Raw genomic sequence first — 16526 nt, forward strand, 5'->3', positions numbered from 1 at the left:
ATAAATCCGCTCCGAAAGAAGCGGATTTTTTTTTGCTGTTTATATTTTAGATTGAATAGTGATGGGCACGCTGTACATTGTTCGAACGGCTTCACCATTGACTTTTCCAGGAGTCCATTTAGGGCATAATTTTAAGACTCTTACGGCTTCTTCTCCTGTTCCATAGCCAATGTCTCGAAGTATTTTAAAGTCGTTTAAACTGCCATCTACCTCAACAATGAAGGTTATATATATTTTTCCTTTTAAATTAGCTTCTGTTGGGGCTTTGTAGTTTAGAGCTATAAATTTGTAAAAGTTTTCAATTCCTCCAGGATATTCCGGTTTTTCCGTTATTCCGGCCGTATTATAGATTGCATCGCTGTCTTCTTTCTTTACTTTAATATTCTTTTTGTCATATAAGTCTACAATGAAAGTTTCAGGTCCTCCTTTTTCTAATACTTTGTCAATTTCTTTAGTTGTTAAGGGTTTGTTTTTGTCAAAAAGCAATGCAGGAACTATGTTTTTTTCTTTTGGAGTTAAATCTTTGTATTTTTTATTGGCTACAGTTTTTCCATTTTCATCTTTAATTTTAAAAGTGGTTTTGTCGTAATAATTTTTAAACAAACTTTCAGATTTTTTAGAAGTGGTCTGCTGTTTTTTATTGGTTTCTTGTGCTACGACTTTTGTACACAATGAAAATACTAATGCAGTCAATACCGGAATTAGTATCCCTTTTTTTAACAAAGCTGTTGCTGTTGATGTAGTTTTTGTCATCATAATTAATCGTTTTTTGGTTACTGAATAATTCAAATTACTGGCCAAGTAATAGGTTGGGTTCGCGTTTGCCTTGGAGATTAATAAATTTTGGTAAAACGGAACATTGTTATGCGATTTAACGACTTTCTCATCGGCAAGAAATTCGTGGTTTAGTTGGATGGCTTTTTTGTAAAAAATAAAAATGGGGTTGAACCAAAAGAGTGTTTTTACGGTCTCAATAAACAGAATGTCTAAAGTGTGCCTTTGGGTTACATGAATTAATTCATGGGTATATAATTCGGCTTCAATTTTTCTGCTATGGTAATCGGTTTCATTGATGAAAATATTGTTTAGGAAAGTATAGGGCAATGTTTTCTCTTCCAGTAAAACCAGTTTCGAATTTTTGTAGTTAATTTTTGTATTTGATTTGGCTCTGGAGCTTAATTTCAAAATGTTTCTGATAAACCGAATTAGCAGTATTGAAGTTATTAAACCATATATGCTCCAGATTGTCATTAACCAGTAATTGGTCGAATCTTCGACAATGGCTATTGTTTCTGCTTCCATTTTGATTGCATTTTGTGATGTGACAGGATTTGTGATTTCCTGAATCACTTCAATGGTTATGAATGGGATTGTGAATGAAAAAACAACAGCAAACAATAAGTAAAACCTGTTGAAATGATGCATTTTTTCTCTTTCCAAGGCTAAATGATAAACAGCAAGTAGCACGAATAAAGATGCGGTCGATTTGATTAAGAAGTCTGTCATTTTTTCTTTTTTTGAATGGCACGATCTACTATTTTTTTGAGTTCTTCTAGTTCTTTTTCAGTCAAATTGGTTTCTGTTGTAAAAAAAGAAGCGAATTGCGAGGCGGAATCGTTAAAAAAATTCTTTATCAATCCGTTGACGTGTTTGGAGAAATAAGCCGTTTTTTTGACCAACGGATAGTATTCTCTTGAATTTCCAAATTCAGTATAGGCTACAAAATTCTTGTCGATCATCCTCTTTAGTAAGGTGGCGACTGTAGTTGTTTTGGGTTTTGGCTCTGGGTAAGCTTCGAGTAAATCTTTCATGAAGGCTTTCTCTAGCTTCCAAAGGTGTTCCATTAGTTGTTCTTCGGAGTTGGTGAGTTGTTGCATTTTTTATTTTTATTTCAATTTTGTTTCAAAGACAAGCTTGCCTTTAGTATAATTTCGTTTCATTATTAGTTTGCCTTTGTCGTCATAGAAATTCCAGTTGCCGCTGTAAAACCAATGGGCGTATTTAGTACTGGTGTCTAATACGGTTTTTCCTTCCGATTGTATTTTTCCATTTTGGTGATAAAACCGGGTGAAAGAGGTGTTGCCTTTGTGTTTTTCTTTTTTGATTATTTTTCCGTCTAGATAGTAACGCCATTTTTTTATGGGATCGTCATTGCGGTATTTTCCGATGGATTTATAATGGGAGCTGTCCTGTGAATATTGTTCTATCCAAAGTCCTTCTCTTTTTTTGTTTATCTTTTGGTTGGTTAATTTGGATTTGCAGGAAAACAAACTCAAAATTGCGCAGCCAAGAATTATAATTAGTTTTTTCATTTGTTTTTGCTCTACAAAAAAGAATATTGCTCTACAAATGTAGAGATATATTTTTAAGAAGCAAATATATTTTGGATTATTTTGATTAATAAGGAGTTGTGTTTTTTTGCAGAACTGCGTTAGGGATAGTAGCGGCATCCTTTTGTTCCGATTTTTCGGAATAAAAGATAGAGCGGATAGCCCGACCGTAGGGAACGCCAAAAAAAAAATCCGCTCATTGCTGAACGGATTTGAAACTTTATTTATGCTGAAATTATTTTGAGAGTTCAACAAAATATTTGTAAAACAATGGAATCGCTGTCTAGTCCGAATCCCATTAATATTGTTTTGCTTTTTATTTTCTTATTTATTTGAAGCTTTTACATCTATTGCTAACGAATGAAGAACCCTTACTTTCTTTCCATTTTGTTCTCCGGCTTCCCAATTTGGACACTCTTTAAGTAATCGAATTGCTTCTTCTCCAGAGCCATAACCAATATCTCTGATTGCTTTGATATCTGTTAACGAACCATCTTTCTCAATAATAAAAGTTACGTATACTTTACCGCTTGGACAATCTTTAGGTGTTTTGTAATTTAGTGCTATAAATTCGAGAAGTTTTTCCTTTCCTCCAATAAATTCAGGTTTTACATTAATGCCCGCCATGTTGTAAATTAGGTTGTCTTCCTCTAAGTTACTCGTGGCTTGAATAGATATCGGAAGAGTATACTGTACTCTTACTATTTTTCCATCATGTTTTCCGGGTTTCCATTTCGGACTTTCTTTAAGTACTCGGACAGCTTCTTCCGCTGTGCCGAATCCAATGTGTTTTACTGTTTTAATATCAGTTAAAGATCCGTCTTTTTCTATAACGAAAGTTACTGTAATTCTTCCTCCGGGACATTGTTTAGGAGTTTTGAATCTTTTATTGATGAATAGATATAGTTTATTAATATCTCCAGGGAATTCAGGTTTTGCATCTACTTCATCGATAGAATAAATTTTGTCCTGAAAATTTGATGTTTCTAATGTTTTAAAATCCTCTTTTTTAGTAGTTTGATTTGTAATATGTTTATTGTTGGGCACTTCGTTTGTTGAGATTTTCTTTTTTAAATCTACAGTATTAGGAAGTGATTTTAATTGGATATTAGAGTCAGAAATAGGTAAAGATTTTTCTTTTTTTATAGAATCATTATTTAAGATTATTTTATTGGATTTTACTGAATTGTAATTGTTTAAATATAATGATGCGATTGATATTAAAGTAATTATTGGAAGAGCCATGGTGAAAAAAGTTTTTTTAAAGTTAGACTTGGGATTTGGTTCTGTTGTTAAATTATTTTGTATTTTTTTCCATAAGTCATCCGAAGGCATTTCGTTAAATGAATTGCTTCTTGATTTGAAAAAGTTATCTAAATCTTTATTTTTCATTTTCTATTTTTAAAATATACCTCTTTTAGTTTTTCTCGTGCATAATTTAATTGAGATTTTGATGTGCCATCTGAAATGTTTAATTTTTCAGCAATCTCTCGGTGTTTATATCCTTCTATGGCATATAAGTTGAAAATTACCCGAGCACTATCGGGAAGAATTTTTAACATTTTTTTGATGTCTTGATTTTCAATGTGGTTCTCAATTTCGTTTATAGAAGTTGTAATTATTTTATTGTACGCTGTGTCATCAAATTGCAAATTATTTTTTCTTAATTCCATTAAACAGCAATTGACAGTTATTTTTAGAATCCAACCTTCAAAACTTCCCTCATTTTTAAATTGATGACACTTTTGAAAGACGGTAAGAAATGAATTCATTGTAATTTCTTCGGCTAGTTCCCGGCTTTTCATATACCGCTTGCAAATGCCAAAAACTTTTGGCCCATAGGTTTTATAAACAAGATTTTGAGTAGTAATGTCTTGCTTTTGGCAGCCAATTAGTAATTCTTTTTCGGTCATTTATTGTTAATTCAGTGGTGGTTATGCAGCTAATTTCGGGTTGTTTAATTTGGTTATTTCTGCCTTATCTTTTTATTTTAATTAAAGACATTTATTATAAAGATGCATATTAATTAAAAAGGGTTGGAGTGTAAAAAAAAAATCCGTTTATTTTTATTAAATAAACGGATTTGGGAAAATTATTTTGAGAAAGTCTATTTGCTTAGCTCAACGAAATATTTGTAAAACAATGGGATTGTTTCGATTCCTTTCAGGTAATTGAATACACCAAAATGTTCGTTTGGAGAGTGGATGGCATCGCTGTCTAATCCGAATCCCATTAATATTGTTTTGCTTTTTAATTCTTTTTCGAATAATGCAACAATAGGAATACTTCCTCCTGAACGAACCGGAATAGCCGGTACGCCAAAGGTTTCTGTGTAAGCCATATTTGCCGCTTTGTAGCCAATGCTGTCTATAGGTGTTACATAACCTTGACCACCGTGATGCGGTTTTACTTTTACGGTAACGCCAGCGGGAGCAATGCTTGTGAAATGTTTGGCGAACAATTCGGTGATGTTCTCCCAATCTTGGTTTGGGACTAAACGCATCGAAATTTTGGCAAAAGCCTGACTTGCAATAACCGTTTTGGCTCCTTCGCCGGTATAGCCACCCCAGATTCCGTTTATGTCAAGCGTAGGACGAATTGAGTTTCTTTCGTTAGTAGTGTATCCTTTTTCACCATATACATCATTTAGATTTAATGCTTTTTTATAGTTTTCGAGGCTGAAAGGCGCTTTGGCCATTTCGGCTCTTTCTTCCAATGATAATTCTTCTACATTGTCATAGAATCCTGGAATGGTAATGTGATTGTTTTCGTCATGAAGCGAGGCAATCATTTTTGCCAAGATATTAATAGGGTTGGCAACTGCGCCGCCATAAAGTCCAGAATGCAAATCACGGTTAGGTCCCGTTACTTCAACTTCTACATAGCTTAAGCCGCGAAGTCCAGTTGTTATAGAAGGTTGTTGATTAGAAATCATTCCAGTGTCTGAAATCAAAATAACGTCGTTTTTCAGTTTCTCGACATTGTTCTCTACAAAGGTTTTTAGGTTTACACTACCCACTTCTTCTTCACCTTCAATCATGAATTTCACGTTACAAGGCAAGGTGTTGCTTTGGATCATGTATTCGAATGCCTTTACGTGCATGAACATTTGGCCTTTATCGTCGCAAGCGCCACGGGCAAATATGGCTCCTTCTGGATGAATTTCGGTAGTTTTGATTACTGGTTCAAATGGAGGAGAGGTCCATAATTCGATTGGATCAGCCGGTTGTACGTCATAATGGCCGTAAACAAGAACGGTTGGCAAGCTTGGGTCAATTATTTTTTCGCCATAAACGATAGGGTAGCCGGCAGTTTCGCAAATTTCGACTTTGTCGCAACCTGCTTTTTCCAGACTTTGTTTTACGGCTTCCGAGGTGTCGATAACATCTTGAGAGTAGGCTGTGTCTGCGCTTACGGATGGGATTTTTAATAATTCAATTAATTCGTTTAGGAAACGCTCCTTGTTTTCTTGTACGTATGACTTGATATTTTCCATGTATTGGCTAAATTTTTATAAAAATCAAAAGTACAAAAAAGAGAATAATAAATTTTTTAAAAAAAATGTTTGAATATTCGAACTTATGATTATCTTTGCACCCACAATTGCGCGGATATGGTGAAATTGGTAGACATGCCAGACTTAGGATCTGGTGCCGCAAGGCGTGTAGGTTCGAGTCCTATTATCCGCACAAAAAAAGCTTCTCAATCGAGAAGCTTTTTTTATTTGTAAATGTTTCGATAAATGCTTTGTTTATACTTCAATTTGTCATTTCGCTGTTTCAATCCAAGTATCTATTTTCTTTTCCAGTAAAGCTAATGGCATTACTCCGGATTCCAAAACTTTTTCATGGAATTTCTTGATGTCGAATTTAGAACCCATTTTGGTTTCCGCTTTTTTACGAAGCTCCATGATTTTCAATTGGCCAATTTTATAGGACAAGGCTTGTCCCGGAATAGCCATATATCGTTCTATTTCAGTAGTGATTCCCGCTTCGCTTTCGGCTTCATTTTCCATCGAATATTTGATTGCTTGCTCTCTTGTCCAGCCTTTGCTGTGTAATCCTGTGTCGACAACTAAACGAACGGCTCTGTGCATTTCGTTGCCTAACATGCCGAAATATTGGTAAGGGTCTTTGTATAAACCGAGTTCTTTACCTAGGCTTTCGCAATATAAAGCCCAACCTTCGCCATAAGCGCCAAACCAATTGAATTTTCTGAAATCAGGTAAGCTGGTGCTTTCTTGTTGTAATGAAATCTGAAAATGATGTCCGGGAATCGCTTCATGTAAAAATAAATCCTCGTCGCCATATATGTTGTATTCTTTAACGTCTGGTATTGGGACATAAAAAATACCTGGACGCGAACCGTCTGCAGTTCCTTGCATGTATTCGGCACTGGCGGTTTTTTCTCTGAAAGCTTCCGTTCTTCTGATTTCAAATTTTGTTTTGGGCTGTAGTGAGAATAATTTATCTACATTAGGTTTTATTATGGTGTAAATACGTTGGAAATTAGCAATCACTTCTTCCGGTTTCTTGAAAGGTTTTAGTTCTTTTCTATTTCTAACTTCGTCAAAAAACTCTAATAAAGTACCTTTAAAACCTACTTGGGTTTTAATTTTTTCCATTTCGGCATTCAATCGGGCGACTTCTTGTAAGCCTAATTTATGGATTTCTTCAGGAGTTTTACTCGTTGTGGTCCATTGCTTGACATAAGTGGCGTACAATTCCTTTCCAAAAGGCAGGCTTCCAATGCCGCTGGTTGATCTGGAAGCAGGAAGGTATTCGTTTTTAAGAAAATCTGCCATTTTCTTGTATTGTGGAATTAACTTTTGGTTGATTACGGCAGTGTATTTTGCTGTTAAATCTTTTTTTGTGGCTTCAGAAAAAGTGGCAGGCATTAATTTTATCGACGAATAAAAAAGGTTGTCTTCTATATTTGGCGTTGGCATTTCTGCAAATTGCGGAATCACTTTTGCAGTCAGTGCTTTGGGAATAACGATTCCTTGCGCAATTCCTTTTTTCATGTAAACCATTGCCGAATCAATCCAAATACTGTATTTGTCCATTCTTTTTAGGAAATTGGTGTAATCTTTTTCAGTTTTAAAAGGTTGAGCGCTGGTTCCGCCAGCAAATTGTCCCATTGTCAGATGGGTGCCCCAGAATTGATGAATCGGCATCAGATTCGTTGGTTGCTTTAATAAATCTTTACCAATTTCAACTTCCCATTTGATAATTTCATAGCTATTTTTCTCTTCTTCTGAAAGCTGTTTTTTATCGATAGAATCTAATGCGGTATCGTATTTGTCAAAAAATGCCAATTGGGCATTTCTGAAACTGTCAGTCATCTCAAGCTGTAATTGATCATTGTATTCATTCTGACCATTTTGGGTTGCACTCAAAGGGTCTAGTGCATTTTTATCGTCAAAATAGTTTTTCGTCAAGAGGTTAAAGTCTTTTTCCATGTCTTTCGATTTGCAGTTTACTAAAAGAAATAAAGCAGATAGTGTAATGAAAATGCGGGTTATTTTTCTCATAGAGTTTGGTTATTAAATAGTTATAGCTAATTTATTCAAAAAAAATGGATAACGAGTTAAATATGTTTTTATGCATATTTTTTTGTTTTCTGGAATTTGATTAGATAATTGCGCAAAATGTTCCTAAAATTTAGTTAACTAATTGTAGTATGTGTAGTATTTGGGTTGTTTTGTATAAATTTACTTTTTTTAATTAATTAAACTGAAATGAGAAAAAAAACCTTTTTTATTCTGTTAGTCATTGGCAATATGCTAACTATCGAAGCTCAAGAGAAAAAAGAAGAAACGGCAATGAATCCGTTTTTTCAGCCGTATAATACGCCTTTTAATGTGCCGCCTTTTGATAAAATTAAAAATGAGCATTTTAAGCCCGCTATTTTAGAAGGAATCAAAAAGCATGATGCAGAGATTAATGCAATCGCAAATGCAACTGATGCTCCAACTTTTGACAATACGATTCTTGCTATGGAAAATGCAGGGAAATTATTATCGAATGTAAATGTGGTTTTTTCGAATTTGAATTCGGCAAATACCAATAAAGAAATGCAGAATATCGCTAAAGAAGTAGCGCCAAATCTGTCGGCACATAGAGACAATATTTATTTGAACGATAAATTATTTGCAAGAGTAAAGGCGCTTTGGAATAAAAAAGAATCTTTGGGGTTGAACTTAGAGCAAGCTAAAATTCTTGATAATTCATATAAAGATTTCGTAAGAAGCGGAGCTAATTTGTCAAACACCGACAAGGAAACGTTAAGAAAAATCAATGGTGAACTTTCATTGGCAAGCTTGAAATACGGTCAGAATATATTGGCAGAAACCAATAAATACGAATTGGTTATCACAGATAAAAAAGATTTAGCAGGTTTGCCACAGGGATTGATTGATGCCGCGGCGGCTGATGCAAAAGCCAAAGGAAAAGAAGGAAAATGGGTTTTTACTCTTTCTAATTCAAGTGTGATGCCATTTTTGCAGTATAGTGCAAACAGAAAACTGCGTCAGGAAATTTGGAATGCTTATCAAACCAGAGCGAATCACGATGATGACTTTGATAACAAAGAAAGTGCTGTGAAATTGGCTAATTTGCGTGGTCAAAAAGCCCGTTTGTTAGGCTTTAAATCACATTCTAATTATGTTTTAGAAGAATCAATGGCTAAGACACCTGAGAATGTGAATAAACTTTTGAGTGATTTGTGGAAACCAGCTTTGGAAATTGCAAAGCAAGAAGCTGCTGATATTAAAAAAATGATGGCCAAGGACGGAATAAAAGGTGCAGTTCAGCCTTACGATTGGAGGTATTACACAGAAAAAATCAGAAAGGAACGTTTTGATTTAGACGAGGAAGAATTAAAGCCCTTCTTTAGTTTAGAGAATGTTAGAAGTGGCGTTTTTCAAGTAACGGAAAAGCTATATGGAATTAAATTCAAGGAATTGAACAATGTTCCAAAATACCATCAAGATGCATCTGTGTGGGAAGTGACCGAAGCTGACGGAAGTCATATTGGAATTATCTATATGGATTTTCATCCGCGTGAGTCTAAACGCGGCGGAGCTTGGATGACCTCATATAGAAGTCAGGAAACAGTTGATGGAAAGCGATTGGCGCCAGTAATTTCAATTGTTTGTAATTTTACTAAGCCATCGGCAACAGCTCCGGCATTGTTGACTTTTGACGAGGTGACTACTTTTTTCCATGAATTCGGTCATGCTTTGCATGGATTGTTATCTAATGTGACTTATAAGAGTCTTGCAGGAACAAGTGTTCCAAGAGATTTTGTTGAATTGCCTTCTCAAATTATGGAAAACTGGGCAGCAGAACCAGAAGTTTTAAAAATGTATGCTAAGCAGTATAAAACTGGCGAAGTTATTCCGGAAAGCTTAATCAATAAATTGAAAAAAGCGGGAACTTTTGACCAAGGTTTTACTACTACTGAATATCTTGCGGCTTCTTTACTTGATTTAGAATACCACTCGCAAACCAAAGATATTACTGTTGACGCAAATACTTTTGAAAAAACGGCAATGAAAAAGATTGGTTTAATAGACGCTATTATCCCAAGATACAGAAGCACGTATTTTAATCATGTTTTCGCTGGAGGATATTCTTCTGGTTATTACAGCTACATTTGGTCTGGAGTTTTAGATACGGATGCTTTTGAAGCGTTTAAAACCACCACTTTGTTCAATCCTGAAAAAGCAAAATTATTCCGTAAGAATATTTTGGAAAAAGGTGGGACTGAAGATCCGATGGTTTTGTACAAACGTTTCCGCGGTGCTGAGCCAAGTATTGAGCCTTTGTTGAGAAAACGAGGATTGGACAAAAAAGAAGCGCCAATTAAAAAATTGAGAGGTTAATAAAAGCCTTTTGAATCAAAAAAGCCTACAACAGAAATATTCTTGTTGTAGGCTTTTTTTTATTTAATGCTAAAATGTTATCCGTGATATACGCGCGAAGCGATAATTTTATCTTCTCTTACGTCTAATACTTCGGCTACAAGGATGTTTTCTTCTCCTTCTACGGATCTGACGTATTCCATGAAAACACGGTCTCCATTTGCGGTTAGCGAAGTGACTTTGTAATTTAAGCTTGGCAATCTATTAAATGCATCCTGCCACCATTCGCGCATTGCTTGTTTTCCGATTACAAAACCATTAGTTTCTGGTTTTATAATTTTTAATTTCGGACTAAAATGTTGTGCATCATCGTCATAAAGAGAGAGTAATTGTTCTAAATTATGCGTGTTAAAAGCTTCAAACCATTTGAAAGCAATAGATTGTAATTTTTCAGGGGTCATATATAGTTGTGTTTGTCTTTAAAAAAAAATCCCATTTCGTTTGTCACGAAAGGGATTTTAATTTTAATGATTTCAATGAATTTATTTTAAATTCTTCAAATTGATGATTTCTTGTTCTGTAAGTAATCTCCAATTTCCTCTTGGTAAATTTTTCTTGGTCAAACCAGCAAATGAAACGCGGTCAATTCTTAAAACATCATATTTAAAGTGTTCAAAAATTGAACGAACCACTTTTACATTTGAAGATCTTAATTTAAGTCCAATCTCACTTTTTGCTTCTCCTTCAATATAGCTCACATCTTCAACAAAAACGCGGTGTCCGTCAAGAACAAGCCCCTTATTTATTTTTTCTAAATCTTCAAATTTTAGATTTTTGTCTAAAGAAACTTGGTAGATTTTAGATGATTTTTGACTCGGTAATGAGAATTTACGAATCATATCAGTATCATTCGTAAACAATAATAGACCAGTGGTGTTCTTGTCCATTCTTCCTACTGCAGCAATTTTTGAAGTTGTAGATCCTTTTACCAATTCTAATACATTACGAAATTCTTGACCTTCGTCAAGGGCTGTTGTAAAGTTTTTAGGTTTGTTTAATAGGATGTATACTTTTTTCTCAGGAGTTAACATCACTCCATCAAAATTTACAGTATCTCCAGGTTTTACCATATATCCCATTTCGGTAACCGGAATTCCGTTTACTTTTACGTTACCGGATTGAATGTAAATATCCGCATCACGACGGGAACAAGCGCCAGAATTGGCGATATATTTATTCAAACGAATTTCGTCTTTTACTTTAGGTCTTTTAGGCGCCTGATTTGGTTTTTTCTCCACTTTATCAGTAACGACTTCGGCTACTTTAGTATTTATTTTTGCTTTTTTAGGTCCTTGAGCCCTTTTTTGCATCGCAGGTTTTGGCTTATTTGAGCTAGGTCTAGAACTTGTTGGTCTAGCGCCACTTCTTTTATTATTGCCTTCCTTATTATTCATAATATTCCATAATTTGTGCAAAGATAGTATTTTCTTGTTGAGAATCGATAAATGCAAAATATAAAACGCTAACTGTCTATTTGATAGGTTTGTTGGTCAAATGGGAGAATGGGTTTAAGTGTGGTTTAACTTCACTGAATGTTTGATTTTTTAATGATAGAATTTAGAACGCTAAATTTATACTTTAAAGAAGACAAAGTAAGTTCAAAATCATTGCTATAATTGAATTTAAATTCGAAATAAAAAAAAGCCCCAATTAAAATTGGAGCTTTTAAGTTATTTTGATTGGGTGTTTTATCGTACTATAAGTTTTCGGGTAGCCGATGCGTTTTGTTCGTTAATCTTTATGATGTAAACACCAGGAGAAAGATTCGAAACATTCAGTTCCCTAGAGCTGATCATTGTTTGGAGTACTTTTTTTCCTAAAAGATCAAAAATAATTATTTCTTTTTCTAAATCATTTTTGGTCGAAATATAAACTTTGCCATTACTCACAGGATTGGGGTACAAGTTCAGACCTTCGATAACTGAAGTTTCTTGTGGTTTTGGTACTTGTTTAAGGTCTTGTGCGCTGAGGCTCAAGGAAAAGAAAAGTACCATTAAGATTGCACTATAAAAGTAATTTTTTTTCATCAGCAGAATTTTGATTAGTAAAGGTATGAAAAAATATTCAAATAGTATGCCAAAAAAAAGAGGCTGTTGATTTAACAACAGCCTCTTTTAATACATTTTTATGTTTCTTATAGACCTGCAGTCCATCCAGCAGCCCATGTAGGAGCAGCTGCACCATTACCGGCACCAGTATTGTTACCAGTTGTAAAGTAGGTAGTGTTTGTTCCTGTGTAATCAGAAGTTATGAATCCAACTCCAGAATTAGCAAATTGAATAGGATTGAATTTGATGTTTCCATCAGTTACATTCTTGTTTGCTGCAGCATCAGTAGATAAGATTTTAATTCCTTTACCTGAGAAAGCACCATCAATGTAGATGTTAGAAGCAGTCCATTTTCCAGCACCCTCTTTTAGGTAGATTGCATTTTCAGTGTTTGCTAAAGTTCCCATTACAATCGAAATGTTTTTTAAAGTAGCGTTTGTTGTAGGAGTAGCATATCCGTTAGTACCATTGTTTGATCCTTCGATACCGGCTTTAGCTGTATTTTTGATATACCAATTTTCACCTGTTCCAGCCCATCCGTCAGCAAAGTCAATAGAATCATCATCACTGTCAGTTGATACTAAATATTTACCGTTTACTGTTCCTCCGAAGAATTCGATACCGTCATCTCCATTGTGATTAGCTTGTACATATTCTAAAGTTGTTCCAGCACCTACACCAAACAATGATAAACCATTAAATTCTTTTGAAGAAGTATAAGCATATCCAGTGTATTCTATTCTTAAGTATCTAATTACTCCAGAGTTGTCATTTAAATCTGAACCACCATAAGTTAAGTCAGAAACTTCAGCTGAGGCAGTACCTCCAGCAGTTGCAGAAGTATTTATCGGAGCTTTTCCGCAAATTACTAAACCTCCCCAGTCACTTTTAGCAGGACTAGCTTTAGCAGAAGTCATCACTACAGGGTTTGTAGCTGTACCATTGATGAAGATTTGTGCGCCTTGAGAAACAGCAATGTATCTAACAGTACTATCAGTGTTTTCAGTTGCTTTGATTACTGTTCCTGCAGGAATAGTTAATTTAGCTCCGTTTTGTACTATAAACGCTCCTGTCAAATAATATACTTTTGAAGGGTCTAATGTAGCTTCTTTTCCACTTTCTAAAACTCCTTTTAAATTAGCAGGATCTAGAGAAACTTCATTTGGATTCGTTTCAGTATCACTACCGTTATCACATGAAGTGAAAGCTAATGTTACTACTAATGACAGCATTGATAAAAATACTTTTTTCATTTTAATTGTTTTAATTTGATTAGTTTTTTTGTTTTATAACTATGAAGCAAACTTATAGCCGATTTTTTGAAGTTTGATTTTTTAAAGTTTATGAGTTTGTTAAATAAACGTAAACTATTTTAGAAACTGTAAGTCATTGATAACTTGAAGTTAACACCCTTTTTGTAGGATTGCACCAATACGTTTTGTTTGTCTTGGAATCTTTCAATTGTAGGGTCTAAAATATTCTTTGCAGAAAAGCCAATACCGATGTTTTTAGTAAGCTTAGATTTTAATATTACATCTAGAGTACCAACAGCTTTGTCTACTAAATCACCACGTTCGCTAGTTCCAAGTGCGTAGATTCTATCTGAGAAGTAACTGTAAGTCAATGTGGCTAAAATGTTTTTCTCTTTTGAGAATTCTTTGAAATAGCTGACATCCCCATTTAATAATAGATCAGAAGCCCCAGTTAATTTACCTTCCGTTTTAGAGAAGAAAACGGTTAGGTCTGTTTCATCTTCTACTTTTTTACCGTTAAAATCTTGCTTGTTGTACATGTAAGAAGCATTAAAACCAGCGCTTAGGTTTTCTTTGTTTTCAGATTCTTTTTCAAATATGTTTTTTCTGATTTCAAATTCCGCACCTAATGCTACTGCTTTGTCTCCCGTATTTACATAGGAAATATCATTGGTTGCCGATGCAATTGTGATTTCATTGATTGGATTTTGGATTAATTTACCAAATGCCGTCAACGAAATAATCTCGTTTGATTTTGGGAAATATTCCCATTTTATATCTGCATTGTAGTTTGATGAAGAATATAATTTTGGATTACCAATAATTACTTCGGTTACATCTTCAAACTGAAAAGGAGCTCTTTCTTTAAACTGAGGTAGTGTATAAGATTTGCTGGCGGCAAATTTCAAGTTTTGCTTATCAGTTAATTCATATTTGATGCTGGTTGTAGGTAGGATCTCAACCTTATCAAATTTATTTGATCCTTTACTGATGTTTGTAAACCAGTCAATATTTTGAATAATGTATTCCCCTCTTGTCCCCACTACAACAGTAAGTTTAGGCGTGAATTTATATTCTAATCCAATAAATCCTGTTTGAATATTTTGTTCTCCATTATAAGTTTGAGGTTTTAAGCCTCCATTAAATGTCTTGATTGAAAACAAATTGTTGCTGAAATTAGCTTGATTAAAGTAGCCGTCAATATTGTTTTTATCTACTATAGGCTGTGTGATGGCTGTGTTGATATCGAAGTTGAATTGTCTTGCTTCGAAATCTACTTTTTTAGTGTAGCCGCTATATCCTAAAGTGAATTTTCCTTTATAACCATCTTCGCTTTCGTTGAATTTGTAATCAACGGCAAAGTTTGCAGCTAATTGATTGTCTTTTAGGTTTTGATAAAATCTGTGGTTTTCCGAATCATTATTATCAGAGACCTGCTTAATGTTAGGGTCTGATTGACCGTTTAAAGGGATTAAAGTATTTTGCATTCTGTCTGGAATGCTATTTTTTAAGGAGTTATATGAAACACCCCATTTTATTTTTGTTCGTTCACTTAAAGTGTGGTTTCCTAATAACTGATTGATGTACATAGTAGTTTGGTCAAAGTTTGATCTTCTGATAAAACCACCTCCATTAGATGCAATGTCATATCGGTCAATTATTCCGTCATATTCACTGTGGTCTTGTGAAGATGAATTGACAAATAAGGAGTTGTACTGTAATGAGTTCGAAGAGTTAATTTTGTAATTAACATTACCCATTAATGTAGTATTAGTGTTGTAAGTGAATGATTGAAAAGCTAAGTTTCTTCTTGGGATACCATCTGTTCCAATAGATCCATTTGAGATTCCGTTTTTATAATTATATTCATTGTCAAAGGAAGCCGTTCCAAAAAAACCTATTTTACCATTTTCGCCAACTTGGAAAGAATCTCCACCTCTTATGAAATAGGCATTGTTAAGTGGCGTTGCTGTTTTTGTGTTCCAATTTGTTTTGAAATTGTATCCAGAAAAGGGATTGCTTGGGTAGTTCGTGTTAGAAAAACCAAATTTAGGTGTTCCGTCTTGTATGCGGAATTTGCTTTGTCCGATTGCTAGGGTATTTATTCCTAGATCTAAACCAAATTCCAGCATTCCTTTTCCATTATAAGATTTAGAAACGATATCGATGTTTGCTCCTCCAAAGTCTCCAAAGTTTCTAAAGTTATACGTTTTGTCAATTCCAATTGATTCAACAATATCGGTATTAAATATGCCTAATTTGATGTTCTTTTTTGATGGATCATTTGATGGCAATGGTAAGCCATTCATGGTGGTCGAATTGTAGCGGTCGCCTAAACCTCTTACAAAAATGTTTCCGGAACCTTCTTGTTTTGTAATTCCAGTAGTTTTAGTAACGGCAGTTGCTACGTCACTTACTCCTTTACGGGACAATTCCTGTGCTCCAATAGACTGCTTGATTTCTACCGCATTTTTTTGGTCTAGTAATAAGGCAGATTCTTTCTGTCGGTTTACTTTTGTTTTTATGACAACCGCATCTAAGTTGTAACTTGCAGAAACTAAAGTTTCATTGATGACGGTCGTTTCACCTTCTTTTACGTTTACTAAGACTTCAACAGTTTCATAACCTACTAGGCTAAACTGAACAACATATTTTCCGGGAGCAATTGTTAAAGAGTACTTTCCTTCTGCATCAGTATTAGTGCTTATGGTTGTGCCTTTTATTATCACATTTGCTGCTGGTAATCCTCTTTCATTTAGGTCTCTATCAGTCAAAATTCCGGTAATTGTACCTTGGCTTTTAGCAAAAGCCAAAGTTGTAATTAATAGGGCAATAAATGCTAATCTAAGTTTCATTTTGTTTTGTTTTTATTTTTAATGCAAAGTAATGTGGCCTTTGTAAAGTTCACGTTAATGCTTTGTTACGATTGTGTTTCTCTAATATTATTAAAATGTTATGATGTCAAATT

General features: G+C 34.4%; 13 protein-coding genes and 1 tRNA gene. 2 read left to right on the forward strand and 12 right to left on the reverse strand.

Annotated elements, in window-relative coordinates:
* Positions 1 to 39 precede the first annotated feature (39 nt).
* The 6 genes from ACMDB5_RS05300 to ACMDB5_RS05325 all read right to left on the reverse strand — a co-directional run bounded on the left by ACMDB5_RS05300 (position 40) and on the right by ACMDB5_RS05325 (position 5826).
* Positions 40 to 1506, reverse strand: coding sequence for a M56 family metallopeptidase (locus tag ACMDB5_RS05300; RefSeq protein WP_413999973.1), 1467 nt, complete (start codon positions 1504 to 1506; stop codon positions 40 to 42).
* Positions 1503 to 1877, reverse strand: coding sequence for a BlaI/MecI/CopY family transcriptional regulator (locus tag ACMDB5_RS05305; protein ID WP_413999974.1), 375 nt, complete (start codon positions 1875 to 1877; stop codon positions 1503 to 1505). Before ACMDB5_RS05305 ends, ACMDB5_RS05300 begins: the two co-directional genes overlap by 4 nt.
* 9 nt (positions 1878 to 1886) lie before the next feature.
* On the reverse strand, positions 1887 to 2312 hold the full coding sequence (locus ACMDB5_RS05310; RefSeq protein ID WP_413999975.1) for a hypothetical protein: 426 nt from the start codon (positions 2310 to 2312) through the stop codon (positions 1887 to 1889).
* Positions 2313 to 2654: 342 nt separating this feature from the next.
* Complete coding sequence (locus ACMDB5_RS05315) at positions 2655 to 3722, reverse strand: energy transducer TonB (RefSeq protein ID WP_413999976.1); 1068 nt, start codon at positions 3720 to 3722, stop codon at positions 2655 to 2657.
* Positions 3719 to 4243, reverse strand: a complete 525-nt coding sequence (locus ACMDB5_RS05320) for an RNA polymerase sigma factor (RefSeq protein WP_413999977.1) — start codon at positions 4241 to 4243, stop codon at positions 3719 to 3721. The genes ACMDB5_RS05315 and ACMDB5_RS05320 overlap by 4 nt, the downstream gene beginning before the upstream one ends.
* Positions 4244 to 4437: 194 nt before the next feature.
* The gene (locus ACMDB5_RS05325; protein WP_413999978.1) at positions 4438 to 5826 is read right to left on the reverse strand and encodes a dipeptidase; all 1389 of its coding nucleotides are present in this window, start codon (positions 5824 to 5826) and stop codon (positions 4438 to 4440) included.
* Positions 5827 to 5937: 111 nt separating this feature from the next.
* Here ACMDB5_RS05325 and ACMDB5_RS05330 point away from each other — a divergent pair.
* A tRNA-Leu gene (locus ACMDB5_RS05330) sits at positions 5938 to 6019 on the forward strand.
* A 77-nt stretch (positions 6020 to 6096) separates the two neighbouring features.
* Here the strand turns inward: ACMDB5_RS05330 and ACMDB5_RS05335 are convergent.
* Positions 6097 to 7863, reverse strand: coding sequence for a DUF885 domain-containing protein (locus ACMDB5_RS05335; RefSeq protein WP_413999979.1), 1767 nt, complete (start codon positions 7861 to 7863; stop codon positions 6097 to 6099).
* A gap of 207 nt (positions 7864 to 8070) precedes the next feature.
* Between ACMDB5_RS05335 and ACMDB5_RS05340 the strand changes: the two genes are divergently transcribed.
* Positions 8071 to 10218, forward strand: coding sequence for a M3 family metallopeptidase (locus ACMDB5_RS05340; RefSeq protein ID WP_413999980.1), 2148 nt, complete (start codon positions 8071 to 8073; stop codon positions 10216 to 10218).
* Between the two features lie 77 nt (positions 10219 to 10295).
* On the opposite strand, the gene ACMDB5_RS05345 is transcribed toward ACMDB5_RS05340, so the two are convergent.
* The 5 genes from ACMDB5_RS05345 to ACMDB5_RS05365 form a co-directional block, all read right to left on the reverse strand.
* Entirely contained in the window at positions 10296 to 10658 is a 363-nt protein-coding gene (locus tag ACMDB5_RS05345) for a nuclear transport factor 2 family protein (protein WP_413999981.1), read from the reverse strand.
* 81 nt (positions 10659 to 10739) lie between these two features.
* Positions 10740 to 11651 (reverse strand): pseudouridine synthase, encoded by a 912-nt coding sequence (locus tag ACMDB5_RS05350; RefSeq protein WP_413999982.1) that lies wholly within the window; start codon positions 11649 to 11651, stop codon positions 10740 to 10742.
* A gap of 294 nt (positions 11652 to 11945) precedes the next feature.
* Complete coding sequence (locus tag ACMDB5_RS05355) at positions 11946 to 12284, reverse strand: T9SS type A sorting domain-containing protein (RefSeq protein ID WP_413999983.1); 339 nt, start codon at positions 12282 to 12284, stop codon at positions 11946 to 11948.
* Positions 12285 to 12391: 107 nt separating this feature from the next.
* The gene (locus tag ACMDB5_RS05360) at positions 12392 to 13558 is read right to left on the reverse strand and encodes a hypothetical protein (RefSeq protein ID WP_413999984.1); all 1167 of its coding nucleotides are present in this window, start codon (positions 13556 to 13558) and stop codon (positions 12392 to 12394) included.
* Between the two features lie 119 nt (positions 13559 to 13677).
* Positions 13678 to 16413, reverse strand: a complete 2736-nt coding sequence (locus ACMDB5_RS05365) for a TonB-dependent receptor domain-containing protein (RefSeq protein ID WP_413999985.1) — start codon at positions 16411 to 16413, stop codon at positions 13678 to 13680.
* Positions 16414 to 16526 lie beyond the last annotated feature (113 nt).

Origin of the sequence: Flavobacterium sp. W1B (assembly GCF_047344965.1) — a bacterium.
Lineage (GTDB): Bacteria > Bacteroidota > Bacteroidia > Flavobacteriales > Flavobacteriaceae > Flavobacterium.

Excerpts from the sequence above, each read along its gene's own strand:
- ACMDB5_RS05300 (WP_413999973.1), bottom strand. The coding sequence starts at position 1,506 with ATGACAGACTTCTTAATCAAATCGACCGCATCTTTATTCGTGCTACTT.
- ACMDB5_RS05305 (WP_413999974.1), bottom strand. The coding sequence starts at position 1,877 with ATGCAACAACTCACCAACTCCGAAGAACAACTAATGGAACACCTTTGG.
- ACMDB5_RS05310 (WP_413999975.1), bottom strand. The coding sequence starts at position 2,312 with ATGAAAAAACTAATTATAATTCTTGGCTGCGCAATTTTGAGTTTGTTT.
- ACMDB5_RS05315 (WP_413999976.1), bottom strand. The coding sequence starts at position 3,722 with ATGAAAAATAAAGATTTAGATAACTTTTTCAAATCAAGAAGCAATTCA.
- ACMDB5_RS05320 (WP_413999977.1), bottom strand. The coding sequence starts at position 4,243 with ATGACCGAAAAAGAATTACTAATTGGCTGCCAAAAGCAAGACATTACT.
- ACMDB5_RS05325 (WP_413999978.1), bottom strand. The coding sequence starts at position 5,826 with ATGGAAAATATCAAGTCATACGTACAAGAAAACAAGGAGCGTTTCCTA.
- ACMDB5_RS05335 (WP_413999979.1), bottom strand. The coding sequence starts at position 7,863 with ATGAGAAAAATAACCCGCATTTTCATTACACTATCTGCTTTATTTCTT.
- ACMDB5_RS05340 (WP_413999980.1), top strand. The coding sequence starts at position 8,071 with ATGAGAAAAAAAACCTTTTTTATTCTGTTAGTCATTGGCAATATGCTA.
- ACMDB5_RS05345 (WP_413999981.1), bottom strand. The coding sequence starts at position 10,658 with ATGACCCCTGAAAAATTACAATCTATTGCTTTCAAATGGTTTGAAGCT.
- ACMDB5_RS05350 (WP_413999982.1), bottom strand. The coding sequence starts at position 11,651 with ATGAATAATAAGGAAGGCAATAATAAAAGAAGTGGCGCTAGACCAACA.
- ACMDB5_RS05355 (WP_413999983.1), bottom strand. The coding sequence starts at position 12,284 with ATGAAAAAAAATTACTTTTATAGTGCAATCTTAATGGTACTTTTCTTT.
- ACMDB5_RS05360 (WP_413999984.1), bottom strand. The coding sequence starts at position 13,558 with ATGAAAAAAGTATTTTTATCAATGCTGTCATTAGTAGTAACATTAGCT.
- ACMDB5_RS05365 (WP_413999985.1), bottom strand. The coding sequence starts at position 16,413 with ATGAAACTTAGATTAGCATTTATTGCCCTATTAATTACAACTTTGGCT.